The organism is Sporosarcina sp. FSL K6-6792, assembly GCF_038004885.1.
In the GTDB taxonomy this organism is placed as follows: domain Bacteria; phylum Bacillota; class Bacilli; order Bacillales_A; family Planococcaceae; genus Sporosarcina; species Sporosarcina psychrophila.
In genome coordinates, this window is record NZ_JBBOSA010000001.1 from 39,397 (window position 1) to 66,269 (window position 26,873).

General features: G+C 40.9%; 22 protein-coding genes. 16 read left to right on the forward strand and 6 right to left on the reverse strand.

Features of this window, described 5'->3' with window-relative positions; all coding sequences use genetic code 11:
• Nucleotides 1–245 precede the first annotated feature (245 nt).
• From MKZ26_RS00160 to MKZ26_RS00180, 5 genes are all read left to right on the forward strand, one after another.
• Nucleotides 246–665, forward strand: a complete 420-nt coding sequence (locus MKZ26_RS00160) for an organic hydroperoxide resistance protein (RefSeq protein WP_340742414.1) — start codon at nt 246–248, stop codon at nt 663–665.
• A gap of 13 nt (nt 666–678) precedes the next feature.
• A complete protein-coding gene (locus MKZ26_RS00165) occupies nt 679–1,158 on the forward strand; it encodes a glutathione peroxidase (RefSeq protein WP_340763681.1) in 480 nt (159 codons plus the stop codon).
• A 14-nt stretch (nt 1,159–1,172) separates the two neighbouring features.
• A complete protein-coding gene (locus tag MKZ26_RS00170; protein ID WP_340763682.1) occupies nt 1,173–1,604 on the forward strand; it encodes a MarR family winged helix-turn-helix transcriptional regulator in 432 nt (143 codons plus the stop codon).
• Nucleotides 1,605–2,311: 707 nt separating this feature from the next.
• Nucleotides 2,312–2,647, forward strand: coding sequence for a hypothetical protein (locus MKZ26_RS00175; RefSeq protein WP_187045253.1), 336 nt, complete (start codon nt 2,312–2,314; stop codon nt 2,645–2,647).
• Nucleotides 2,634–3,272 carry an O-methyltransferase gene (locus MKZ26_RS00180; protein ID WP_340763685.1) on the forward strand — a complete coding sequence of 213 codons (639 nt, stop codon included), beginning with the start codon at nt 2,634–2,636 and terminating at the stop codon, nt 3,270–3,272. Before MKZ26_RS00175 ends, MKZ26_RS00180 begins: the two co-directional genes overlap by 14 nt.
• Before the next feature lie 260 nt (nt 3,273–3,532).
• Here the strand turns inward: MKZ26_RS00180 and MKZ26_RS00185 are convergent, their stop codons facing one another.
• Nucleotides 3,533–3,793 (reverse strand): hypothetical protein, encoded by a 261-nt coding sequence (locus tag MKZ26_RS00185; RefSeq protein ID WP_340742410.1) that lies wholly within the window; start codon nt 3,791–3,793, stop codon nt 3,533–3,535.
• 811 nt (nt 3,794–4,604) lie between these two features.
• Here MKZ26_RS00185 and MKZ26_RS00190 point away from each other — a divergent pair.
• Both MKZ26_RS00190 and MKZ26_RS00195 read left to right on the forward strand, forming a co-directional pair.
• A complete protein-coding gene (locus MKZ26_RS00190; RefSeq protein ID WP_340763686.1) occupies nt 4,605–5,780 on the forward strand; it encodes an AAA family ATPase in 1,176 nt (391 codons plus the stop codon).
• Between the two features lie 15 nt (nt 5,781–5,795).
• Nucleotides 5,796–7,217 carry a vWA domain-containing protein gene (locus tag MKZ26_RS00195; protein WP_340763688.1) on the forward strand — a complete coding sequence of 474 codons (1,422 nt, stop codon included), beginning with the start codon at nt 5,796–5,798 and terminating at the stop codon, nt 7,215–7,217.
• A 231-nt stretch (nt 7,218–7,448) separates the two neighbouring features.
• Here MKZ26_RS00195 and MKZ26_RS00200 read toward each other — a convergent pair whose 3' ends face one another.
• Nucleotides 7,449–8,012: a recombinase family protein gene (locus tag MKZ26_RS00200; RefSeq protein WP_338656122.1), complete on the reverse strand. Its 564-nt coding sequence runs from the start codon at nt 8,010–8,012 to the stop codon at nt 7,449–7,451.
• Between the two features lie 119 nt (nt 8,013–8,131).
• On the opposite strand from MKZ26_RS00200, the gene MKZ26_RS00205 reads away from it, so the two are divergent.
• The 4 genes from MKZ26_RS00205 (at nt 8,132) to MKZ26_RS00220 (ending at nt 12,405) form a co-directional block, all read left to right on the forward strand.
• Entirely contained in the window at nt 8,132–9,541 is a 1,410-nt protein-coding gene (locus tag MKZ26_RS00205) for a SulP family inorganic anion transporter (RefSeq protein WP_340763690.1), read from the forward strand.
• 13 nt (nt 9,542–9,554) lie between these two features.
• The gene (locus tag MKZ26_RS00210) at nt 9,555–9,968 is read left to right on the forward strand and encodes a universal stress protein (RefSeq protein WP_338656125.1); all 414 of its coding nucleotides are present in this window, start codon (nt 9,555–9,557) and stop codon (nt 9,966–9,968) included.
• Between the two features lie 200 nt (nt 9,969–10,168).
• On the forward strand, nt 10,169–10,609 hold the full coding sequence (locus MKZ26_RS00215; RefSeq protein WP_340763691.1) for a hypothetical protein: 441 nt from the start codon (nt 10,169–10,171) through the stop codon (nt 10,607–10,609).
• 482 nt (nt 10,610–11,091) lie between these two features.
• Nucleotides 11,092–12,405, forward strand: coding sequence for an MFS transporter (locus tag MKZ26_RS00220; protein ID WP_340763693.1), 1,314 nt, complete (start codon nt 11,092–11,094; stop codon nt 12,403–12,405).
• A gap of 911 nt (nt 12,406–13,316) precedes the next feature.
• Here MKZ26_RS00220 and MKZ26_RS00225 read toward each other — a convergent pair.
• From MKZ26_RS00225 to MKZ26_RS00240, 4 genes are all read right to left on the reverse strand, one after another.
• Entirely contained in the window at nt 13,317–14,837 is a 1,521-nt protein-coding gene (locus tag MKZ26_RS00225) for a CoA-acylating methylmalonate-semialdehyde dehydrogenase (RefSeq protein ID WP_340763695.1), read from the reverse strand.
• A gap of 22 nt (nt 14,838–14,859) precedes the next feature.
• A complete protein-coding gene (locus MKZ26_RS00230; RefSeq protein WP_340763697.1) occupies nt 14,860–16,221 on the reverse strand; it encodes an aspartate aminotransferase family protein in 1,362 nt (453 codons plus the stop codon).
• A gap of 408 nt (nt 16,222–16,629) precedes the next feature.
• Nucleotides 16,630–18,180, reverse strand: coding sequence for a PucR family transcriptional regulator (locus MKZ26_RS00235; protein WP_340763699.1), 1,551 nt, complete (start codon nt 18,178–18,180; stop codon nt 16,630–16,632).
• 22 nt (nt 18,181–18,202) lie between these two features.
• Nucleotides 18,203–19,372, reverse strand: coding sequence for a PucR family transcriptional regulator (locus MKZ26_RS00240; RefSeq protein WP_340763700.1), 1,170 nt, complete (start codon nt 19,370–19,372; stop codon nt 18,203–18,205).
• 194 nt (nt 19,373–19,566) lie between these two features.
• Between MKZ26_RS00240 and MKZ26_RS00245 the strand changes: the two genes are divergently transcribed.
• The 5 genes from MKZ26_RS00245 to MKZ26_RS00265 all read left to right on the forward strand — a co-directional run bounded on the left by MKZ26_RS00245 (nt 19,567) and on the right by MKZ26_RS00265 (nt 26,869).
• Complete coding sequence (locus tag MKZ26_RS00245) at nt 19,567–20,814, forward strand: Zn-dependent hydrolase (RefSeq protein WP_340763703.1); 1,248 nt, start codon at nt 19,567–19,569, stop codon at nt 20,812–20,814.
• A 222-nt stretch (nt 20,815–21,036) separates the two neighbouring features.
• Complete coding sequence (gene hydA, locus MKZ26_RS00250; RefSeq protein ID WP_340763705.1) at nt 21,037–22,440, forward strand: dihydropyrimidinase; 1,404 nt, start codon at nt 21,037–21,039, stop codon at nt 22,438–22,440.
• 28 nt (nt 22,441–22,468) lie between these two features.
• Nucleotides 22,469–23,812, forward strand: a complete 1,344-nt coding sequence (locus MKZ26_RS00255) for an NAD(P)-dependent oxidoreductase (protein WP_340763707.1) — start codon at nt 22,469–22,471, stop codon at nt 23,810–23,812.
• Nucleotides 23,813–23,826: 14 nt separating this feature from the next.
• Nucleotides 23,827–25,089: an NAD-dependent dihydropyrimidine dehydrogenase subunit PreA gene (preA, locus tag MKZ26_RS00260; protein WP_338656140.1), complete on the forward strand. Its 1,263-nt coding sequence runs from the start codon at nt 23,827–23,829 to the stop codon at nt 25,087–25,089.
• Between the two features lie 322 nt (nt 25,090–25,411).
• The gene (locus MKZ26_RS00265; RefSeq protein WP_340763709.1) at nt 25,412–26,869 is read left to right on the forward strand and encodes an NCS1 family transporter; all 1,458 of its coding nucleotides are present in this window, start codon (nt 25,412–25,414) and stop codon (nt 26,867–26,869) included.
• Nucleotides 26,870–26,873: the final 4 nt, after the last annotated feature.

A 26,873-nucleotide genomic window follows, 5' to 3' on the forward strand; every position in this document is an offset into this window, starting at 1 on the left:
CCTTTGGATACTAGTATCCAAAGGGATTTTTAAAATTTTTTTATGCTTCAGCATTCAAAACCCCGAATTAGCGATCCACTGACGAATTCCATCATAAACAGGCTCTGTTCTTTTGGTGATTATCTATGGGGTGTCACAACGTAGAAATAACAAAAAGAGAAATTAGATTATATTTGCATTTTTAATATGGATCGTGTACGATTTAGTTGTGAACGATTTAAATAAAAGAAAAAGGAGTTTTTGACATGAAAGCACTTTATGAAACGACGATCATTAACACAGGCGGACGTGATGGGTATGTCTATTCACCGGACAATATTTTCAATTTGGATGTTGCAAAACCAGCAGCATTAGGGGGCGATGTCACAACTGCAACGAATCCGGAGCAGCTATTTGCTGCAGGTTACAGCGCATGCTTTAACAGTGCGCTTGAGTTACAGTTGGAGAAGGGGAAAGTTGACTTTTTAAGCAGTGAAGTAATAGCGACTGTTTCTCTTTACCCAGATAAAGAAGATAAAGGTGTTAAACTTGGCGTCAAGCTCGAAGTAACAATTGAGGGCGTTGACCATTCCGTCGCGGAAGAATATGTGAATAAAGCGCACCACTACTGTCCGTACTCTAAAGCACTCAATGGTAACGTTGATGTTGAAATAGTGATTAACTAAAAGGAGACTTAAAATGGTATCAGTTTATGATTTTGAAGTAAAAAAAACAAATGGGGAAATCACGTCACTGAAAGAATATGAAGGCAAGCCTCTAATTATTGTAAATACAGCTAGTAAATGTGGATTAACCCCTCAGTATGGCGGATTGCAGTCGCTTTATGAAAAGTACAAAGATGAAGGGCTGACGGTTTTGGGATTTCCTTGCGATCAGTTTAATAATCAAGAGTTTGACGATATTAATGAAACAACAGAATTCTGCCAAGTGAATTATGGTGTCACTTTCCCCATTTTCGCGAAAATAGACGTGAACGGTGACAATGCGGATCCACTTTTCACTCATTTAACGACAGAGAAAAAAGGGTTGTTTTCGAAAAAAATCAAGTGGAACTTTACGAAGTTTTTAGTGAATCAACATGGGGAGGTTGTAGAGCGATATTCGCCGCAAACTGAACCTGGAAAAATCGAAGAAGATTTGAACAAGATTTTATCATGAAGGATTTTCTGTCATTGAACAGCCAGCTTTGTTTCGCTGTATACGAAACGGCTGGAGAGTTTAATAAGCTGTATACAAGTGTGTTGCAGCCGTTTGGTTTGACGTATCCACAATATTTGGTGCTTTTAGCATTATGGGAAAAAGACGAAGTATCGATGAAAGAACTTGGTACACGACTCGACCTCGGAACCGGAACGCTGACACCGATGATTACACGTATGCAGGAAAATGGCTGGGTACGAAAAGAACGCTCAAAAGAAGATGAACGAAAAGTTTATATTTATTTAGAAGAAAAAGCGCATCGCGAACAGGGTCCTATCACGAAACGAGTCGCAGAAGAAATTCAGCTTTGTAACATCAGCTTGTCTGAATATGATGAGCTGATGACGCGGCTGAATGAGCTGCATCAAAAAATGAAAGAACGGTCAAATTCTTCTGGTGCGTAAAGCGTAGAAGGACAGTCCCTTAGTAGCATTCACCCTTTTATTATTCATTGGCGCGGTATGGATGTGATATTAAGTCTATATTTTAGGGAGAGTAAAAGAGTTAATTGTACAAATGGTAATCAACTAAATTTAACCATTAAATTACTGCTTACTTTTGCGGTGAATACTAGACACCTCATGTACACGTGCTTGCGGATCGCTTTGGATTGAACGACTACTGCATCATTATCGGGATTTATAGCTGTTTAGGGGTGCGATAAAGTCGCACCCCTAAACAGCTATTTTCGTTAATCGTATGGTGGTCTTTGATCCGTCGCTTTCCGAAGGTACAGGTACACGAAGTGCTAAAGATTTTGGGAACGAGTGAATAACTACTTACTCGATCTTTATAACATATCGTTATGAATTTAAGTCATTGTCACTTTCTATATAGCGTCTGCTCCAAGGCAATTCTGAAATCAAAGAGTTTACTTCATGCTTACCCAAACGGGATGGATTTGACATGTGGAAAGATTTACTGAAGATAACAATCGATGAGTTAACGAGCCTTGATTCATTCAACAAAGGGAAATGATTAAGAACAGTCCCAAGCCTCTATTTTTTATAATAAACACAAACGACGTAACATTGACAGTATGTATACGTTTGTATACAATTAAGATAATGACACTAAGTATACAAACGTATACAAAGGGAGGAGAATACAAATGAGAGAAGAACATATCAAGGGAGAAGGTCGTCATCGTGGCAGACGCCACGGTGGGGAAGAGGGCGTGCATCAGCGTGGTGCGAAAACCTTTCGTCGAGGAAGAGCAATTGCGTTTTTAGAGCGTATGCATCTAAAGCGTTCAACTATTATGCAACAGTTAGATCAACCCGAGTTTCTATCAATCCAGCCAATTTTAGTCGGTGAATTAAAAGCGATTGATATGATCATTAATGAGTTTATTCAACTTTTTGAAATCAATGTAGATGAAATGTCGGATCGCAAGCCAATGGTAGATGCTAATGAGGAAGGGATTGAGTTGGATGAAAAAAATTAACGGATATATCGATTCAGTGTTTACGAAGCAAGATACTCTGATGGAGGAAGTGATTGCATCGATCGAAGGAAACGGTATGCCTGCCATATCGGTTTCACCTTCTTCTGGCAAGCTACTTACGATGCTGACAGCCATTTCAGGGGCGAAAAATGTGCTGGAAATTGGGGCGCTTGGCGGCTATAGTGGAATTTGTCTTGCCAAAGGGTTTGGTAGTGAAGGGAAATTAACTTCCCTTGAATTAGAGGAGAGATATGCAACGTTAGCAGCTAGCAATTTAGCGAAGGCAGGCTTTGGTGATCAAGTATCTTATAGGACGGGGCCAGCTTTGCAAAGCCTTGAAGGATTAGTTGACGAGGGGCAGCGATTTGATTTTTTCTTTATCGATGCAGATAAAGAAAACTATGAAAATTACTTAGACTATTGCATTCGACTTGCGGAGGCGGGTGCGTTAATCGTGACGGATAACGTACTGGCTGGCGGTAGTATAGTGGATCCGGAGGCGAAATCAAAACGTTATACAGAATTAATGAAAACATTCAATGAAACGGTAGCAAATCATCCCCAATTGGAATCGCTTCTTATTCCAATCGGGGATGGGATGACGATTTCACGAGTGAAGAGATAACAGAAGAATTTCAGTGTCATAACTAACGGGGTCTCTTTTTGGGGAATAAACAAATAACAATGGAAATCGTACTTTACTCAGAACGTTAAAGAGAAGACTATCATCGATAAAAGCATTAAAAAAGGGCGCCCTATAAGCGCTCTTTTTATATAGTTTTTTTGTGAGTTATGAGAGACACTTTACAACAACTTATCAACTACAACTATAAGCATCCATTAGTTGGGTGATTTCTTTTGAAATTTCATCATCTACTTTCCTTCTTAATCGTCTGATAGAAGCGTTCTCAACATTTTCTTATCACCAAGGTACTTAATCTCCTCAATTCCACCTGGGCGAAGAATCGCTATCCCTGTTATTTCTGCATCCACTTTATCTTCCCCTTTTTTTTCATATTCAATATAAACAGTAAAGTAATAATTCGTTGGGGTGTCTTTATTTTGCTCTATAACGATTTTACTAACAGTTGTCTGATAATCGTATTTGTCCGCCGCTAAGTGGAACATTAATACATAAGTTCTCACTAATTTATCGTAACCACTTTCGGAAAAATAAGGTCCGTAGCTATCCTTTAAATATGCGCTATACTCTTTACTGAATGGTACGCTCGCCTGGTTCTGTTTCTCAACCCACTTCCACAGTTCATTGTGTCTTGTATTGCTTCTTTATTTGGAGTAGTCAATTCATACTCCAGATAGCCTTGAATAAGTTCTATGTTTTTGTCTAGTGGTTCGTCTTGAGTGCAGCCTACAAGTAATAGGAATGTAAGAGCTGCAGATATGACAACGCCAGTCTTCCCTCGAAAGACCCTCTCTATGAAAAAGAAATACGATTCGAATGTGATTTATGGTACATAGTCTCAACCACTTCCTCTTTTTTATCTACTCCTTATACGGAAATTATGTCACAAAAGTTTCATTTTTCTAACTATTGTATGAGACAGTGACTGGCGCCAGTCACTGCCTTTCACATGATTATCATTGTCTATACCACTGTCCGATATTGAAGAACCCCCCCCGTTGTAAACTGTAGGCGCTGTTTATTTCTCGATAGATGACTTCTATTTAAGTGGGATGATTCATCGGATTTCCAGCGCCAACTGAATGAGTTACTCAACAGTAGTATGACGTTACCTATAAGAATAGTTGGTGCAAAGACATCTATGGTGAAAATATAGTAATTGGATGATTAAAATGACTGAGTATCCATCAAACTGTTATGTAGAACAAGAATCTTTCAGAGGCAAATTCGACATGTTCTTTGTAAAAGAAAGCAAGATGCATTTGAAGCCGAATACCTTTTTTAATTACATTCCAAAGTTAGGAGTTATATAAAATGACAATTACTAATTTAAAAAAATTAGAGGAAATCAGACAGGCACTCAATTCAAGGTTTTTCGAACGAGAGAACGAAGTTGAGGGGATTCTTGTAGCTCTGCTCTCTAGACAGCATATGCTCATGATTGGACCTGCTGGAACTGCGAAATCCGCATTGGCGTTTGAATTAGCAAAAATCGTACAAGGAACAGAATACTTCCAATGGTTGCTGACAAGGTTCAGTACACCCGAAGAAGTTTTTGGCCCGTTGTCGTTAAAAGACCTTGAACAAGGTGTGTACAAGAGGAATACAACAACTAAAATGCCAGAAGCTAATCTAGTTTTCCTTGACGAAATATTCAAAGCAAACTCGGCAATCTTGAATAGTTTACTGACGCTTATCAACGAACGACTCTTCTATAATAACGGAACGCCAGTAAAGGTTCCTTTAATGTCAGTTATTGGTGCTTCGAACGAATATCCTGAAGAAGGAGAAGGGCTTGAAGCTCTTTTCGACAGGTTTTTACTTCGGTTCGAGCTAGACTATATTGCGGATGATACGAATTTTGTTTCTATGATGAAGGGGACCGGTCAAAATCAGGCCATGCCTTCCTTTACGATGGATGAATTGATTCAACTCCAGTTTTTGACGGACAGGGTTACAATACCGGATGAAGTGTATGAAATTCTTTCGGAAATTCGTACTAATTTGCGTGACGAGGGAATTCGGCCTTCTGACAGGCGGTTTCAACAGTCGCTTTCAGTCCTTCAAGCGAAGGCGTTGATAAACCAAAGGCAAGTTGTGAAGATAGATGATATTGTCATCCTGGAAAATGTACTCTGGGAAACGGTGGATCAAAAAGATACCGTGTCTTCCATTATTCGCAACCATTCACAAGATGTTGTTACTCAGATTCTCTACTCCATACAAAATGAAGCAAATGAAGTATTCTACGCCATCCTGCAGGATCATTCGCCAGAAGCAGGAATGGAAGCAACTCAAAAAATGAAAGCTTTAGTGGCTGATTTGAAGAACCTCCAAAGTATCAATCAAAGTAGGAAGGCTGATATTGGCCCATTACTTGATAAAGTGACCTCGATGGAACATGAAATCCTGGATAGTATTTTAGAACCGTGGTATTTTGAATCCCAAAATGACAAGAGGGGCTCCACCAGCACCTTTTTTAATATGTGAAAGGGGGTATTCTTTATGAAGAATCGTTCAGTCTTGAATACGGACGCATACGATAAAAGACGTTTCAAAGAAATTTTCGACATGTCTCTGGGTCTTCAAAAGGTAAGAGGTGAAGGTGCTTTGCCAATGTTCGAACCATTATTGGCTGATATTTGGGCTTCCTTATATAAGATGAAACCAGAAATTTTGGCAGGGGACGTAGACAGTGTACTTAAGGTGAATAAAACACTCATGGACAGAATCATGGCGGATGAATCCTTTGTATACTACCGAAGCTTCACCCGATTGGATGATTTATTGTCAGCTATCGGCACGGTGAAATTCGGAGAAAAGACGAATCAATGGCTAGCTGACCAAAAAGAGGAAGATGAAGACTTTCAAAAACAGATCCAGGAAATTCACGCAATGCAAAGGCGACTTCAAGAGCAGGATTGGCAAGAAGAGCCGGGAAGTGGAAGTCGGGTGTCAGAAGAGATTTTTAATGAAATGATGACTAAATTTGATGAGAAATTGCAACAGTTGCTTCAAAATAATAGTCATAGCTTTTCACAAGCATTGGCTCAAGCCATGCAAGAAACAAAACAAGTGAAAGACGGTCTAAAGTCTTTGCTTGGCGGCTGTAGTGCAGGGAGTGGTGATGTGGAATTAAAAAAGGTTCCTTTACGCGACCAACTAGCATTAGCTGAAAAAATGGCTTCTGATAAAACGATGAAAGAAATAGCGGAGTGGGCGGGTAGATTCAAACAGATAGCCCGTAAAAAGCAGAAATCCATACATAAGGAGTCTATGGGAAGAAGGGGAGTTACGTTAGGCAACGATATCGAGAGGTTACTCCCGATGGAATTTGGCTTATACATGCATTCACTATCGAAGAACGATTTTCTTCGTCGCTTTGTGGAAGGCCAAACCATGCAATATGAACAGAAAGGGCGTGAGGTATTGGAGAAGGGTCCAATCGTACTTTGTCTAGATCAGTCAGGCAGTATGTACAAACTGGATACACAATCCAAAGGTTTTATACTAACCCTAATGTCCATTGCGAAAAGGCAGCGAAGGGATTTTTGCTTAATATTATTCTCTACTCTGACAGAAATTCATAAATATGAAAAAGGGGAAATTAAAGGGTCTGATATGGTTAGTTTGGCTCGAACCTTTCTAGGTGGTGGTACGAATTTTGCACTTCCGCTTGATCAAGCGATGAATGTAATCAATGAAAGTCGGTTTAAACAAGCCGATTTGGTTTTCGTTACGGATGGTGAGGACACTTTAAACGATTCATTTCTACTAGAATTCAACAAAAAGAAAAAAGAAAAGGATTTCAACGTTCTTTCCCTAGTGCTCGGAAGCAGCATACATATAGTAGAACAATTTTCAGACAGGGTTATTCAAGTTTATGATTTTGATGACGCAGGCAGTTTTACTGCGTTTGAAATATAAACTATATATGTTGAACCAATGAATCCTGCGTATGCGCTTTACAAGGGCATTTGAGAGATCGTTGAAAAAGTCCTAATACTTAGAACTAATTAGAATTCCTGCCAATACCGCTTTGACGCTTTGTGGATGCCTCCCGCGATAAGCCAGAAAGAAGACCACTTGGGAGGCACCCCCTAGCGCCAAGCGTTGTTGGTAAGATTCTTTATTACAACATATTTAATTTTATATCTGCTATTCTGTCTCGTCGGATAACGATGTAGAACGATCATCCAAATAGCGATATAAAGTAGACTTACTAATTCCAGTCGCTTCTTTTATGTCATATAACGTATAATTTTTACTGTCATACATTGAAAAAGCCAGCTGTAAATTGTCATCTGGTTTTCGTGGACGACCAATCGATTTACCCTGCTGTTTAGCAGCTTGTAGCGTAAATGTAGAAGAATGGCTTAGAAATTTAGATTGTAAATCCGCGAAAAAAGTAGCACTTTGAAGTAGTGAAGCTTTTTGTATTGTTTGATTGGATAATTGTTCATCGAGGAAGTGAATGGCGATTTGATCTCGTTCTGCTAGTCGTAAAATATCTAAAAGCTGCTGCAGGGAATCAGCTAATACTACAATATTTTGGACGAATAGTTCATCATCTTTTTTAAGTGCCATTAATAAGTGTTCAAGCTCTGTTCTTTTCCTGGCAAGTCCATGTGTCTCTTTACATAATGTATCAATGAAAAGTTCATTTAATTGGTGGGCGCAATGTTGATCCAAGACAATCGGACGGATATATCCGTATTTCATTTTTTCGCTCCTAACTTCCCAAAAGTATTACCTTATGGGACTAAAAATGATATGATATTAACATTCTAACATTGGCATAAGCTTTTTTATAATTTTAGACATCATGAAAGGGGAACCGTATGTATACTTTAAAACAACAGTGGTTTGGGAATGTGCGTGCCGATCTTTTAGCAGGTATGGTTGTAGGACTGGCACTCATTCCTGAAGCATTGGCTTTTGCGTTCATTGTGGGTGTAGATCCACGTGTCGCGTTATATGCTTCATTTACAATTGCGGTCATTATTTCGTTTGTAGGTGGCCGACCTGGTTTAATTTCAGCTGCGACAGGTGCGATGGCTTTAGTGCTCGTCAGCTTAATGGCGAATCATGGTCTACAATATGTACTTGCAGCCACAATTTTAACAGGAATTATTCAATTAATACTCGGTGGACTTGGTGTTGCGAATTTAATGCGCTTCATCCCAAACTCCGTCATGCTTGGATTTGTGAATGCACTAGGGATTATGATTTTCATTACACAATTGCCTTATTTACTGGGCTCAAATAGTATGACCTATCTATTTGCGATTGTTACATTAATTTTAGTGTACGCGATTCCACGATTTTTCACGGCTATTCCTGCACCTCTTGTTGCGATTGTCGTTATGACTTGTATTGCGCTCATAAGTGGTGTGAAGTTACAGACGATTGGTGATCTAGGGACGATGCCAAATTCATTGCCGGTTTTTTTTCTTCCAGATATTCCACTTAACTTTGAAACGTTAAAAATCATATTCCCTTATGCTTTGGCTTTATCGATTGTTGGTTTATTGGAATCATTACTTACTTCCCAAGTATTGGATGATATGACTGATACGTCGAGTAATAAAAATAAAGAAGCACGTGGACAAGGGATCGCCAACTTTATCACTGGTTTTTTCGGTGGGATGGCAGGTTGTGCTTTGATTGGTCAATCAATCATCAATATTAAATCAGGTGGACGAGGACGCTTATCAACATTAACCGCGGGTGTATTTCTACTGTTTTTAATTATCGTTTTAGGTGACATAGTTATCAAAATTCCGATGCCCGTTCTTGTCGGGGTGATGATTATGGTTAGTATTACAACATTTAATTGGGGTTCGTTTAAGTTTTTGAAACAAGCGCCTAAATCGGAATCACTTGTTATGCTCATTACAATTGCGATTATTTTATATACACATAATTTAGCGATTGGAGTTGTTATTGGTGTTATATTAAGTGCGCTATTCTTTGTTGCAAAAATTTCTCGTGTGACCGTAACGCATGATTTGGATGGATATCAGGTGAAAGGACCTTTGTTTTTTGCATCTACTACGAAATTTATTCAGTCATTCGACAATGTTACAGAAAATGAAATCGTCATTAATTTTGAAAACAGTCAGCTGTGGGATGAATCTGCAGTCGGTGCAATATATAAAGTGAAACAGAAGCTTGAGCAAAAAGGTGTGAAGGTACAGATTCAAGGGTTAAATTCTTCAAGTGAACAATTGTACAAACGATTAACATAAGGGAGGAATCCACATGAAGATTGCTGTAGCAATTGATGGATCAGAAAATGCTTTACGTGCGGCAAAACATGCTATTACGCTTGTCCGTTACTTACCTGACGCGCAGTTAGAAGTTATTTATGTATCAGATTATAATAAGGCGAAAGATGAGCGTCTGTTATCGCAAAGCCCAGAGAGCTTAACATTGAAACGAGAGCAAAAAGTGCATCCTATTTTAGAACTAGCAAAAGATGTCGGAGTGAAGACGAAGACTATCATGTTGAAGGGGAATCCAAGTCAAGAAATAATAAAGTATGTGAATTCAGAAGGAATTGACCAACTTGTCATCGGGAGTCGCGGCTTAAATACTTTTCAAGAAATGATAATCGGCAGCGTCAGTCACAAAGTAATGAAGCATGTAAATTGTCCGATTACAATTGTTAAATAAAGAGCTTTCATACCCAATGCTATCTGATGCGTGACTGGTGAGAAATTGAGTAAAGAGTGCCTGTGCATTCCCTTATAAAGAATTTTTTCGTTTGGACTCCTTCCTATTTTGGGGGTTATGTGTATTACTAATTTCACGCACATATTAATGCAACAGGAATGTAATTAAATCTTTACATACTGAAATAGGAGGTGTTCGTTGTGAAAAAAATGATTAAGTCCCTTACCATCATTTTAATATCTACCTTGCTTTTGATAAGCTGTAGCAATAATGAGGAAAAACTAAGTAAAGTGAATGTGAAACAATTAACTAGAGTTGATGTTCAATTGGTGAAATCTGATGAAAGCTATGACGAAGCGGTAATGATTACCGATAAAGATATTGTGGATTTGTCGAGGGTGATGTTTGACCAAATTGAATGGCAACAAAATGTAAAAGCTGAGATGGATAGAAGAGAAGATGTAAAAGTAACTTTATTTTTCAGTGTTGATAAACATATGACTGAAAAATTAGTTGAATACTTTATTTGGTTTAATGATGGTAATGAAACGGCAACAATTATTGATAGGGTTGAAAATACTTACGGTACAATGGACAAGGAAAATGCCACGAAATTGAAAGAACTAGTGTTAAGGAAATAAAAAATAGTACGTTATTTCCTGAAATGAAAATAGAAATTATCGGTGCTATAATCGATGCTTTTTTGGGGCGTTGAAATAAGTGTGGGGTGTCCACTAGCTTTGCATAGTGTATTATTACAACAACTTGCGCTTGAAGTCCTGTAAGATTCTCTTGATTGAGTAAAATAAAAAATCCTGTACCGTACTCAAAAATAAAGTGTCTGCGCACAAAAAACAGCTTAATAGCGCAAGACCAAGCACAAACAAATAACAAATAACAACTTCACCCGCTACGCCATTTCATAATGCGTACCAAAGCGGGATTTTTTAATAGCACAATAAACCATCAAATGGGATATTGAATCACATAAATAGATGATTTGTTATATAAATCCCTTGTAGTGTACGGGGGTGTTAAAATAAAGTCACGGATAGTATGCTAGATGACTACCCTTAAATTTGGTACTATTGGTTTCTTTGAGTTGGTAAAGGGGGATTTCCATATGAGAAAAAAGGACTCGTTAGGGCTAGCACACTATGTAGATTCAATTGAAGCACAACAAAAGCTTTATAAGCGGTCGCTATTCGTTGTCGTGATGTCCCAGATTTTTGGTGGGGCGGGGCTTGCAGCTGGGATTACTGTGGGGGCATTAATTGCTAGGGATATGTTAGGAACTGCCAGCTTTGCAGGGTTGCCGGCTGCATTGTTTACACTTGGATCTGCGCTTGCAGCGTTCTTAGTGGGCAGGATTTCGCAGCGTTTTGGTCGTCGGTACGGGTTGTCACTTGGGTTTATCACAGGTGGAATCGGTGCGATAGGTGTCATCTTCGCAACGACTATGGACAATGTGTTGTTATTATTTATTTCGCTATTTGTTTATGGTGCAGGGACTTCGACGAATCTACAGGCGCGTTACGCCGGAACAGATTTGGCTAGTGACAAGCAGCGTGCGACTGCCATTAGCATCGCAATGGTTTCAACTACGATAGGTGCGGTGGCGGGACCTAATTTAGTGACACCGATGGGGAACTTCGCAATGACGCTAGGTATACCAGCTTTAGCGGGGCCATTCATATTAGCAGCGGCGGCGTACCTCGTAGCTGGACTAACGTTGTTCTTCTATTTGCGTCCTGATCCATTTCTAGTTGCAAGAGCAATTGCGGTAAAGCAGGAAAGACAAGTTGATTCAAATACTACAACAGTAAATAAAACACGACAGAGTAAAGTAAACCGAATCGGTATTTTTGTCGGTGCGATGGTTCTCGTCTTGTCTCATCTCGTCATGGTTGCAATCATGACAATGACCCCAATCCATATGCAAAACCATGGATCTGGACTGACGGTCGTTGGAATGGTGATTAGTCTACATATTGCGGCGATGTATTTGCCATCGCTTGGTACAGGTCTATTAGTCGATAAATTCGGTCGTACAGTGATGGTCATTGCTTCGGGTGTCACGTTATCAATTGCGGGATTACTAGCAGCCTTTTCTCCAGGTGATTCCCTCGTTTGGTTGACGATTGCGCTGATAATGCTAGGACTTGGATGGAATTTCGGCTTAATCAGCGGAACAGCAATCATCATCGATTCAACTGATATGACAACACGTGCAAAAACACAAGGTTCCGTTGATGTGTGGGTGGCTTTAGCTGGAACTGCAGGCAGTATATTGTCAGGAATCATTGTAGCCTACTCAAGCTATGCTGTTTTAGGCTTTCTCGGCATGTACCTTTCGTTGCTTTTGATACCACTTATTGTTTGGAAACGGTTTAAAGAGAAAAAAGAACATCCAAAACTTAATGACAGAAGCAGATAGTCATGATTCTGTAGCAGTTAGCACATGTGATATGAAGAAATAAAATGTGAGAGACTTACATCTCATTCTATTTAATAGAAAACACCGGAAATCCATCGACCAAACCTCGGCGGGATTCCGGTGTTATTTTTTGTATTAATCAACACGTCTGATGATTAACCAAACTTAATTAAATATGTTGAATTAATGAATCCCATTGAATCTACTGTGGCGCTCAATATGGAGAGAGTTTTAATTCGGGGTGTGGATTATAGAACGCTTGGCGCTTTGAGGATACCTTTGCCGCGCCTGCGCTAGGTTGTTCATTATCGAGAGAAATGTGAGTTTGAAATGTATATGCCGAGACTTTAATGTGATTACTATTTCATACTAATTATATTCAAGAAAGACGCAATCCAGGCTGCAGATTTCTTCATAGATAATGAAATACTCTTTCTTTCTGGCTTATCGAGGGAGGCATCCACAAAGCGTCGAAGCGGCATTGGTAGTAGTTCTATTTCATTTCATGTATCAGACTTTTCAGCAGCCGCCCAATTCATTTGTTCAACATATAAGCAGCCGCCCAATTCATTTGTTCAACATATATAGTGTAACTAACTTGATCTCTCTCTTGCCGCTACTTGTATAGTTGTGCTTTTGGAGTGCTATGGATTGAATGACTTCTATTATGATTAACGGGATGTCTGGATGTGTATCGGGGTACATCGAGCCATAAAAAATACTCCCCCTAGCTTAAACAGATCTTTTTCTTTCATCTGTCTATCTAATGGGGAGTATATCAGTTCAATGACTTTTGAATGACTATATATGTTGAACTAATGATTTTATATAATCTCCAGCGAAGGCGCCTCAAGCGTTGTTGAGTGGATTCTTTATGTCAACATATAATAGTAGTTTTTTCACGCAAACCATCAGTCGTTGTTACTTGGAAAAGCAAATGTTGCCGCGGATTCGCTGTTTTCTTCAAACCACTTTTCTGAAATGGTTTTGGTCTTGGTGAAGAAGCGGGCTTGGTCAGGCCCAAACATATGCCCCTCACCGAATCTTGAGCGTTTCCAACCGCCAAAGTTATGATAACCAACAGGAATTGGAATTGGTACGTTTACCCCAACCATGCCGACGTCAATCTCCGTTGTAAATTTGCGAGCGGCCGCTCCGTTATTTGTGAAAATTGTCACACCGTTACCGAGCTCATGTGCATTGATTAAGTCGATTGCTTGCTCTAATGAATCTACCCGAACGACATTACGAGCAGGTCCAAATACCTCTTGCTCATAAATTTCCATGCCAGGTTTGACGTTATCTAATAGGGTAGGACCTAGATAGAAGCCATTGGAATTTTTAGCGATGTCTGGATTGCGACCATCGCATACGAGTGTAGCACCTTCATCTAGGCTACGGTCGATAAAGCCAATGATCGCGTCCTTTGATTGCTTTGTAATAACAGGCCCAAAATCAACGTCTGAATCTGTGTATGGCCCTACTTTTAATTTTGCGATTTTATCAGCCAGTACTTTGACAAGGTTATTCGCTGTTTCTTCGCCAACGGGAATGATTGTGGAAATAGCCATACAGCGTTGGGAAGCGGCACCGTAGGCCGCGCCTAAAAATGCGTTTGCGACCTGTTCTAAATCTGCATCTGGCATGACAATCATATTGTTTTTACCGCCACCTAATGCCGTAACGCGCTTGCCGTATTTTGAACCGGTTGTGTAAATATAATCAGCGACAGCTGTGGAGCCGACAAACGAAATGGCTTCAACAGCAGGGTTTTCTAATAGCTCGTTGACCGCATCCTTGTCGCCATTGATGACTGTCCAAACACCATCGGGTAAACCCGCTTCTTTCCAGAGTTCCGATAAAAATAATGCGGAGCAGGGCACGCGCTCGGACGGCTTTAAAATGACGGAATTGCCGACTGCGACCGCCATAGTTGTAATGGCAAGTGGCACCATCACTGGAAAGTTGAATGGGGAAATCGCTGCAACAACGCCGAGTGGTGCTTTTGCGGAATAAGCATTAATATTCCCACCAACATTGACGGAGTACTCACCTTTTAATAGGTGAGGGGCATTGATGGCTAAGTCGACGGATTCTAAACCACGTGTGATTTCACCCTTGGCATCCTCGATTGTTTTCCCGCTTTCGATACAAATGATGTCGATGAGCGCATCCATACGTGCGGTCATCAATTGACGAAACTTCATGACAATTTCAACGCGTTTGCCAATCGATAGGGCGCGCCATGCCGGAAAGGCTGCTTTAGCTGTTGCAATTGCGCTTTGCACTTCCTCTTTCGTTGCAATAGGGACGCGTGCAATCACTGCCCCTAAACTCGGATTGAAAACATCTGAGAAGTGACCACTTGTGCCTGCAACGATTTCACCATTAATAAAATGCCCTAGTTCTTTTACCTCTGTATTTGTTACCATACATTCATTTCCCCCTTGTGTTTTACGCTTTTTGCAGTAGTTCATTTAAAGCGTGCGTAAGTTTTTCAACAATCACATCTTTTTCTGCTAATGAAATAATCAGTGGTGGAGCGAGAGTTAACGTATTGTTAAAGCCTGCAACCGTGACACCATTTTTCCCGATGATTAACCCTTGTTCTTTACATAAAGCGATGACTTTGTTGACAGCAGTTACATCAAGTGGCGCTTTGCTGTTTTTGTCACTCACAAGCTCAATGCCAATCAGTAAGCCTTTCCCGCGGATGTTGCCGACATTTGGATGATCCTTTAAGCGTTCTTGTAGTTCCGCATGAATTATTGCGCCCATTTCTTCTGAGCGAGCAAATAAATTTTCATTTTCCATGATTTCGATATTTTTGAGGGCAACCGCACAAGCTGCTGGAGAACCACCGAATGTGTTGACGTGGCGGAAAAAGTCGTACTCCTCACTCCCATTGAAAGCCTCATAAATTTCGCGACGCACAGCTGTAGCAGATAACGGCATATAAGCACTTGTTAAGCCTTTTGCCATTGTGACAATATCCGGCTGAATGCCATAGTTTTGGAAGCCAAATGCTTTGCCTGTACGACCGAAGCCGCAAATTACTTCATCGACAATGAGCAGGGCCCCATGCTTTTCACAAACAGCTTTTACCCCACGCAAATAGTCCTCATGGGGCATAATCACGCCGCCACCGGTAATAATAGGCTCAAGTATTACGCCGGCAATCGTCTCGGATGATTCCCAAGTCATGACATTATCGATTGCCTGAACAGAAGGTAGGGCAGTTGGCTCTGTAATATGATCTTCGTTTGCACGGTAGGCATCTGGTGGTGCAACATGGAGGAAACCAGGTGCTAACGGTTCGTACTTATATTTGCGTTGTGCTTGCCCTGTTGCCGCTAATGCCCCCATTGTATTGCCGTGGTAGGCACGATAGCGGGAAATAAATTTGGTGCGATTTGTATGACCTTTTTGCTGATGGTATTGACGTGCGATTTTGAAGGCGGCTTCATTCGCCTCTGAACCACTATTAGAGAAAAACACTACATAATCATCGCCTAATAATTCGCTGATTTTTTCGCTCAGTTGAATGGCAGGGATGTGCCCAACGGATAGAGGAGTATAGGCATTTTCCAGTAATTGCTCGTAAGCGACTTTGGCGAGTTCCTCTCGCCCGTAGCCCACGTTCACACACCATAAACCAGACATGGCATCTAAATAACGTTTCCCATCAATGTCCGTTATCCAAGCGCCCTTCGATTTCTGAATGATTGTCGTCGCATTTGGGTTGTAGGGCTTCATGGAATGCCATACATATTGTTCATCTTTTACTTGCCAATTTTGACTCGTTAAATTCGTCATCGAGCATCATCACTCCTTCATTTATCATCATGCTATCACTAGCGTTGCATAAATACAGGCAGAAAATTCACTCTATTAAATTTCACAGTTCAGAGCCAAAAAGGGAAACACTTCAATAGAGGTGATTCCATCCATTTGGTTTTTATATACAATTATACTTGTGCGACAAGTTCGTTTTCATCTGGATTTGGAAGGGTACCAGCTGGCTTTATCCATTATGAAAGACTTTTTAGTTTGCAAAAATTAAATTAATGAATATTTTGAGTATTTAGAGCGAGTGGGTAGAAATAATGCGACGCTAGTGTCATGCTATAAATCTATTATCCGATTTTTCGGTAAAAATAGCATTATACACAATGTAAAATAAATAGGCTGTTGCTTTTCACATAAGGTGAGTGAAGAGAATGGTTAGTTGTAGCTAAACAGTATTAACTCTAGTGCTAATCGCTTTTCTGTTTGCATAAAATCTGAGCCTAGCAACTGCTCAATTTTTTCCAAACGATGGTACAGTGTTTGTCTAACGATAAACAGGCGTTCGGCAGTGTCTTTTTTTTGACCATTGGTGTGTAAATATACTTTTAACGTTTCGACTAATTTACTGCTATGCTTGCGGTCATAGTCAATAACGGGCTGTATATATTCGGTCATCATGTCCATAATATATGGATTTTTTTGTAATTGCAAAATTAAATGATGGAGGTGTAAATCCTCGTAAAAATACGAAAGCTGTGGATCTTTCCATCGAATGTGTAAGGTGTCTTTGGCTGTTAGAAAGCTAGTATTGAGAGCTTGGAAATGAGTCACGTATTTTCCTACAGCGACTGAAATTTTAAAGTCACCATATTTATATTTTTGCTGATTGTCATGGATTTGTGTAATGGCTTGTTCGATACGTTGCTTATATGTTTCTTGCGCATGTAAATTCGCTAAAATAAAAATAAGCTGTTGTTGCTTTTCTATGATAAACGGATAGAAATCTAACTTCTCTAAAATATTGCGCGTAAACAGCTTATAGTACGTTAAGTCACTGCTTTTGCTTTTGTGGATTTGATGAATCATGACCAGCCAATTACTTGTCGTGATATCTGCATGATGGTCTTGCAGGAAATGCGTTAATTCCTCCGTATTGGATAACCCATTCAGCCATTGCTCTAGAACTTCACGATCCTCCACAGCCTTTTTTTCCTCGCTATACAAAACCCGCAATAAATAGTGTGAAAGTGCAATAACCGTGCGATCTAAAATCAGTGCATCGTATTCATTGACGACGCGCTGTGGGGAAAACAAACAAACCTCCCCATAATATTGGTTGAAAATATTCACCTCACAGCGAATAACATGTTTTTCCATATAATCAGGGCTTGCCTGTTGTTGCATCTTATCATACTTGTCCTGCTGAATATTAGGAATAAACACAGGCTTTTGCCCATTAAATGTAAAGATGACCTGCAAGCCAAGATGTTTATAGAGGTGCATTAAAATTTGCTCGTAATTGTTGGCGGTCAGTGTATATTTATTAATTTGCTGTGCGTAGTTCTCTAGGTTTTTCACCATGCCATATTGCTGATTGATGAGGATACTGTGTATTTCTTGTGTGATTTCGACAAAGGCTACCTCCTGATGAAAGATGATGAGAGGGAATTGGTAGTCCGTCGCCAGTTGCTGTATGCAATCAGGAATTTCTTGAATGACGCTACCGAGCTCAATGCACAGCCCAGCTGATTTGGATGCTATTAATTGGTGAATAAAGTGATGGAAGTCATCATCATTGTTTTTCAAATGAATACCCGTCGTCAAAATTAATTCATTGCCCTTTAATAATTTTGCAGCATCCATAGTTTCGACGATATGCACCCATTTGATGATATTGAGTTGCCCCTCTGCACCAGCAAGAAGATTCGCGCTACTGAATAACTTTTTCGTCAGTACATCTGCTACAGTGAGTGGAAATTCATTCATAGTGTCCTCCTATCACGCATAATTATTGATGCGTCAACACATCTTCTATTAAAAAGGCCATATACAAATTGGTTTTTGTAAAAGGGTTGGTGGCGTCCATATCTAATAGCAGTTCAACTTTTTTGATTTTATATAGGACAGTGTTGCGATGAATGAATAGACGTTCACTAATTTTGCTCGTACTGCCGTTTTCTTCAAGGAAAATACGTAAAAAAGACACGTAATCGGTGTTGTGTAAATCATCATATCGATAAAGCTGCCCAAGTATATCCTGGCTAAAAGATTCAATTAATGTCCGGTTTTGCACACCCATAATAATTTTATAGGCTCCAATTTCTTTATATTTGTATAAGAAGCGGTTGTTATGCAACTGTGCTAATTGAATGACAGTGAGTGATTCCTCGTAGCTTTTATGGATATTTTCGTAGTCTTCATAAAAATTACCTTTGCCGATGATGACATTTAAGCTTCCGTTTTTCTGGGTGATTTTGTCGTAGATGTCTTCAACTGTTTTTGAGAAAGGACTATTGGATGTAGTGATTTGTGTTCGATTGATGAGAAAGATGAGGTGGTTTTTGTGCTTGAGTCTTAAAAAACGTTTATATCTATTTTGGAATGCGAACTGAATGAGGACCTCGTAACGGCCAATGCTACTGCGTGCATCTGTTGTTGTACAAGTGATGATGGCCAATTCTGCGCCTTGTGGAAATCCAAGTTGGGTTAAATTTTGCCTTGTGGAATCGACGTGCTGTTTGTAATGAAACAGTAAGTTGTAAAGGACTTGGTCTTCGGTGGATTGTTCTTGCTCGTGGGTGGCGATAAATTGAAATGTCGTTTTTAAAAGGTCGGCTACACGGCGGTCCCAAGGCATTTGAAAAATGGGCAATTCATGCTCATTGGCAAACGAGATGACCGATTCAGAAATGTCAGGAATATAAGGTCCCGTATTCACGATAATACCAGCTATTTTTTTAGTGTACGCCAGTTTAACGAGTTGTTCTAAGGATGTATTTTGGTGTGGAAAGTTAATGCCTGTTGTCACAACTAATTCATTTGGTCGGCAAAACGTGATTAAATCAATGCTTTCTACTACGTTAATACCTGAAACTTTTCGATACAAACCGCTTTCTCCAGCTACTAATGTCAGCATCGGGAATAGAGCTCCCTCTAGGATTTTGCCAATCGTTCCCATAACAGCCCCCCTTATTATACAAATAACGTACCATAAATATTGTGCACTTGCACATACTTTCTTAGTTTTATATCCATATCTTCCAAATAGTTTCTATTTTATGATTGTCATAAACAACCACTTACCGATAACTATTAATTTAGAATTTTCGTATACAACCACTATTTTATTACTGTGAAAGAGAGGACTTGCATATGTATAAATGTAATAGTAGTAGATTACAGGGGTTAATTGAACAATTTAGTCAATTTGGTGCAACTGCCAATGGAGGCGTAACCCGTTTGTCCCTTTCAAAAGAGGATGTATTAGCGAGAGACTATTTTTGTGAAATATGCATAGAGTTAGGCATGGATATTCAAGTAGACGATATGGCAAATATCTATGCGATTCTACCAGGAAAAAAAGAGTGCCCACCCATCGTAATGGGATCACATTTAGATTCGGTTGAAAAAGGTGGCAGGTTTGATGGTGTCTTAGGTATTTTAACCGCAATAGAGGCGATACGAACGTTAAAGGAAAACGACATTGAGCTCGAGATCCCATTAATGCTTGTGAATTTTACGAATGAAGAAGGTGCGCGCTTCGATCCGGCGATGATGAGTTCCGGTGTCATTGCTTCAAAATTCAGTAAAGAAAAAATGCTAGAATCTATCGATAAAAATGGTATTACTTTTCAAGAAGCATTACAGGCGAGTGGCTACGCGGGGGAGCAAGGAAATCGCTTAACAGAAGCCCTTGCATATATTGAGCTGCATATTGAACAAGGACCGGTATTAGCAGCAAAGCAACGTGACATTGGGGTGGTAGAAGGCGTTTTAGGCATGGTGTGCTATGAAATTACCGTGACAGGTGAATCAAATCACGCTGGCACAACGCCAATGTCGATGCGTAAAGACCCGATGATTGTGGCGTCTCGTATAATTTCATCTTTGCATGAGCAGCTAGGTAAAATCGACGAAGAGCTTGTGTTCACATTTGGGCGTATGCACGTGGCACCTAATATTCATACAGTCATTCCTAACGAAGTAGTGTTTACCATGGATTCGCGTCATCAAAATCCAGCGGTGATGCTCAAAGTAGAAAAGCTATTGACAGGTCTAGCTTCAGAGGAAAGCGGTTGCCACATTAGCCCGGTCAAGCTATGGGGGCGGGAGACCGTATTATTTGATGCAGCTATTTGCAATGAAGTGGAAAAATCATGCCATGACTTTGGTTATTCCTTCCAACGTATGTTCAGCGGGGCGGGGCACGATGCACAGTATATCGCGAGCTTCATCCCCTCGGCAATGATTTTTGTTCCAAGTATCAAGGGGAAAAGTCATTGCGAGGAGGAAGAAACAACATTTGAAGACTGTGCAAAGGGGGCAGACGTGTTACTGGAAACCGTGTTGACACTACAAAAGAAGTTCAGCATGGGCGAAAAATACACACTAAACTCATGATGAGTGCAGGCTGAAATACTATAATTCGCTAGCATATTGGTTCATCACTAAAAGTTAGAGATGACGTTGGATTAAACTGCATATCATTAGAATGCGGGTTGATTGGAGTGAAGGTTGGACGACCCCAGCTAGACGGAAATTACCACCCCTCCACGGTGGAGAGCTAGCGTATTAATGGATATTGACAAACTTTACATTAATTAATCGAAGGGTGAGGGTAGTGTGAAAAAAGTGATTACAGGTGGACTTATTGTGACAGCAACAGATATGTATGAGGCAGATATTTTAATAGAGAATGGAAAAATTGTGCAAATCGGCAAAAACTTATCAGCTTATGGAGCGGAAATTGTAGATGCTACGGGTAAATACGTGATGCCTGGGGGAATTGATCCGCATACGCATTTGGATATGCCGTTCAACAACACGGTGACAGACGATGATTGGAAGTCGGGAACAGTTGCAGCAGCATTTGGTGGGACGACGACTATTTTAGATTTTTGCTTATCTGCGGGTGAAGAAAAACTTGCGACGGCTGTGGCAAAGTGGCATGTAAAAGCAAAGGGCAAATCAGCCATTGACTACGGTTTCCATTTAATGATTGGTGATTTAACGCCTGAAACAGAGGCCGAGTTACCGTTGTTACTAGAGCAGGAAGGGATTACGTCTGTCAAGGTGTTCATGGCTTACGCGAAAGAATTCCAGGCGACAGACCGTACGCTGTTCAAAGCCTTTAAAATTGCAAAAGACATTGGCGCTGTTGTCATGGTGCACTGTGAAAATGGCTCAGTCATCGATGAATTAGTTGAGGAGGCGAAGCAAGCTGGTCAGACGGCGCCAATTTATCACGCACTGACACGTCCCGCGGAATTAGAGGGTGAGGCGACGAAACGGGCCATTGAACTAGCGCATATCGCAGGTGCCAAGCTGTATGTTGTACATGTGACGTGTAAAGAGGCTTTGGATGAAATTATCGCAGCGCGTGAAAAGGGCTATGACGTGTATGGCGAAACATGTCCACCTTATTTAACGCTCGATCAGTCAGCGTTAGCACAGCCAGGCTTCGAGGGAGCGAAATATGTTTGGTCACCGCCACTTCGCCCGAAATATCATCAAGAGCATTTGTGGAATGCGTTAAAAGCCAAGCAACTGCAAACAATTGGTTCGGACCAATGTTCATTTAGCTTTAACGGGAAAAAGCAATTAGGGTTAAATGACTTTTCTAAAATACCAAATGGTGGACCGTTTATCGAAGATCGTTTCAGCATTTTATTTTCTGAAGGTGTGGCGAAAGGGCGAATTTCCATCTATGACTTTGTCGATATGATTTCGACAAGTGCCGCAAAAATTTTCGGCTTATATCCACAAAAAGGAACGATTGCTATTGGTTCTGACGCGGATATCGTAATTTTTGATCCTACTGTAAAACGTGAAATTTCAGCGAATACCCATCATATGAATGTAGACTACAACCCGTATGAGGGCTGGGAAGTGACTGGAGAGCCAATCAGTGTACTTGTGCGTGGAGAATACGTCATTAAAAACAAACAATTTGTAGGAGCATTAGGCAATGGCCGATATATCAAGCGTGCACTACAACCGACGATCGCGCAAACAATCAACGTGTAAACATCAATCCATGAGGAGGAATGTTTCAATGACTTCGCAACTCGAACGGAATTTTGTGGAAATGACTAGCAGGATGACAAAAAATGAAGCACAAGAAGAGGCTAATCGTTGTCTGTACTGCTATGACGCACCTTGTATTACAGCTTGTCCGACAAGTATTCAAATTCCGAATTTCATCAAAAAAATTGCTTCCAGTAATATGAAAGGTTCGGCCATGACAATTATGGAGGCCAACCCGGTTGGTGCAAGCTGTGCGCGAGTATGCCCGACCGAGGAATTATGTGAAGGTGCATGTGTGTTAAATTCCTCGACAAAGCCTATTAAAATAGGGCATTTGCAACGTTATGCAACAGATTGGGCGATGGAATCAGACGTCGAGCTATTTAAAAAAGGTCAATCAAATGGACAAAAGGTAGCGATCGTTGGCGCTGGTCCAGCTGGTTTATCGGCAGCACGTGAGCTTAGTCGCTTTGGCTATAGTGTCACAATTTTTGAAGCAGAAGCAAAGGCGGGTGGCTTGGGCAACTACGGCATCGTGTCATTCCGATTACCGAATGATGTAGTGGATTGGGAAGTGGCGCAAGTTGTAAAGCTTGGTGTTGACATTAAAACAAACACAACAGTAGGCGTGGATATTTCTGCTTCAGAAATTTTAGCGCAATATGACAGTGTTATTTTAGCGGTTGGTATGGGGGCCGTGCCTAATCTTGGTATTAAAGGTGAGGAACTAGCTGGCGTTCATGATGCTATTGAGTTTGTAAAGCACACGAAAATGGGTGCACTGACAGAGGACTTAATCGGTAAACGTGTTGCGGTCATCGGTGCTGGTAACACAGCTATCGATGGTGCAACCTGTGCTGTGCGACTAGGTGCGGAGCAGGTAGACATTCTCTATAGAAGAACAGAAAAAGAGATGACTGCCTATCAGTTTGAATATGAATTTGCCAAGCAGGATGGCGTTGGATTTAAGTGGCTGACAGCGCCGAAACAAATTATCGGTGATGAGGCAGGGAAAGTAGTGGGACTTGAATGCGTCAAGATGAAACTTGGAGAGGCGGGTGTAGACGGCAGGCAACGACCTGAAGTAATCAAAGGATCTGAGTTTGTTATAGAGGTGGACGCGGTCATTAAAGCAATTGGACAAACGCGCTTTGTCTCACTCATTGAAGCGTTTGGATTACAACATACGAATGGAGTTGTAGACATTGACGAAACGACTATGCAAACATCGAATGACAAAGTGTTTGCCTGTGGAGATGTCGTGTTCGGTAATGGCCAAGGGGAAGCAATGGTGGTAACAGCTGCACAGCAAGGTAAAGATGCTGCTTACATTATTCATGAGCGTTTAAGAAAACCGAGCGAGATTGCATAGGGGGGATATGTAGCATGGCGGACTTACGAATTGACTTAGCGGGGATTAAATCACCGAATCCATTTTGGTTAGCATCTGCACCACCGACTAATTCGGGCTATCAAGTGCAACGTGCATTTGAAGCGGGCTGGGGTGGCGCAGTCTGGAAAACATTGGGTGAACCAATTTTAAATGTTTCATCGCGCTTTGCGGCTGTCAGCTTTAACGGACAGAGAGTAGCGGGTTTTAATAATATTGAGCTCATTACAGATCGTCCGTTAGAGGTTAATTTACAGGAAATTCTTGAAACGAAAAAAAGGTTTCCTAATCATGCCATTATTGCTTCATTAATGGTAGAGCCACAGCAGGAAAAGTGGCATGAGATTGTCAAAAAAGTAGAAGCTGTCGGGGTTGATGGTCTTGAGCTTAATTTTGGTTGTCCACATGGGATGGCAGAACGAGGAATGGGGGCTGCTTCTGGTCAAGTCCCTGAATTGGTTGAAAAGCAAACGCACTGGGCGAAGGAAGTTGCACGTACACCTGTTATCGTCAAGTTAACGCCAAACATTACGGATATTACGATGACGGCGGAAGCGGCAGTGCGTGGTGGGGCAGATGCCGTTAGTATGATTAATACGATTAACAGCTTAGCGGGTGTCGATTTAGATTCATGGAATACGGTTCCACATGTTGGTGGGAAGGGGGCACATGGCGGATATTGTGGGCCTGCTGTCAAACCGATTGCACTAAATATGGTCGCAGAATGTGCGCGAAATCCTTTCGTCAATGTACCAATTTCAGGCATTGGTGGGATTTCAAATTGGCAGGATGCTGCGGAATTTCTGCTGATGGGTGCAACAGGCGTACAAGTTTGTACTGCAGCGATGCACCACGGGTTTAGTATTGTCGAAGATATGATTGACGGACTTAATAATTATCTGGATGAGAAGGGCATTGCCTCGGTGATGGATATTGTCGGTCAGTCGGTACAACGTTATTCTAACTGGGGTGACTTAGATTTAAACTACAAAGTTGTTGCTGAAATTAATAATGATGTCTGTATTAATTGCAATAAATGCCATATTGCGTGTGAAGATACGTCACATCAATGTATTGACATGTACACAGAGAGTGGTCGTCCGATGCTAAAGGTGCGTGAAGAAGATTGTGTAGGCTGTAATTTATGCTCGATTGTGTGCCCAGTAGACGGTGCGATTTCGATGGTCGAAAGAATGTCCTCTATTGCGCCAATGACTTGGAACGACCGTCAATCACTTATCAGCAGTTTTGCTCGTTAAAAAGTAAAGTTCATCAGTAGTGGAATATGCTCTCAAGTACAGATTTTGGTGTAGAGCCATAAAAAAGAGGTCAATTGTTTGTTTGCAGGTAAGAAAGTATACGTTTTTAGACTTGGAGCAGTGTCTAGACTGAAGCGCCTAGCCGCTCGAGTCGCTTCAGTTCTAAGTTAAAGGGGCAAAGAGCGCATTTATCTTAAGGTCATCCAGCGCTCTTCGGGTCTATCAAGGCGCCTTCCACTATTCATTGTGTCCAGGCTCCAGGCTCCAGCCGCCAGCCGCTTTTCATTGTTAACTGGAAATCTACTATAGGGGAGAGACATGAATGGCGAATGGTGGGGATTATTTAAAATCACCAGATTTACTTCCAGTTACACATCAAAAAAGAAGTATCGGAACATTTGGTTTTGCAGTGATTTGGGTAGGCATGGCCATCGTTTTAGCCGCCTTTGCAATTGGTGGATCTGCTATTATAAGTTTGCCATTGCCGATGGTGATTTTAGCGACAATGATAGGTTCTGTTTTAATCGGCGTATTTATGACATTAATCGGTGATATTGGTATTGAGCACGGCTTGTCCTTCCCGGTTTATATGCGTGCCCCATTTGGTACAATTGGCACGCATATACCATCGCTCGTTCGTGGGGTGACAGCGGCTTGTTGGTTCGGTCTTAACACCTATTTTGGTGCAATGGCCATCAATGGGATTTTGAATTTATTATTCGACTTTAATAATTGGTTTTTATGTTTCCTTATTTTTGCGGCATTGCAGTTAATTAACACATCGCTTGGCATTAAATCCATTGAGCGCTTTGCGGATTTTGCGGCGCCGGTTATTATTTTAATATCGTGCTGGATGTACTATACGCTTGCCGATAAAGCAACGGCACAAGGGAAAGACGTGTGGGCATGGGTGGAATCACCAACGACAGGGATGGCAGCTTTTACTGCTTTCATGGTCGTGATGATGGCGAACATGGGATTCTGGGCAACGTTAGCAGCTGATATGCCAACACTATCACGTTTCTTTAAAGCGCCAAAAAATGAGCGCAATTGGTTCAAACGCAATAAAACACAGTTAGTTGGTTCTTTAATTGTGATGCCGATTACCAACACATTTATCGTAGCCATTGGTGCAGTATGTTATATGGCCGTGGCATCTGCTGATCCGATAAATGCCTTGCAGCAAAGTGCAAGTGGAATTGCGTTAGGAATTTTATTGCTGATGATTGTGTTAGCGCAATGGTCGACAAATACGTCCGCAAACGTGATTCCTGCGGCCACGATTTTCTCAAACATTGGTGGACCCAAAGTACCGTTCTGGGCTGGGGTTATTATTGCGGGAATTATTGGGATTTTAGCACAGCCATGGAGTCTATTTGGCGTCTTAGTAAATGCGCTATTAATAATTGGTGGTATTTTAACAGCAATTGTGGGGATATTATTCGCCGATTATTATTTAATCCGTAAACGTCGTGTGAACGTAAAAGATCTGTACGAGTTAGACGGCCAATATAAGTATATGAATGGCTTTAACTTAGCGGGGCTAATCGCTTGGGTGATTGGTGGTGTCTTAGCGAATATGTTCCCAACGTATTCTTCATTGGTGGGCTTTTTCGTGGGGGCACTCGTGTACTATGTCTTGGCGAAATATTGGTGGTTTAAAAAGTACCCGCAAGCCGAACTAGACGATCCTAGTGACGCCAAGTATTTAGGTATTACAGTTGGTCACGATTGGGACGATATTGTCGTGCAAGAAATCGAAGCAAAAGGTGCAGAATAAGAAA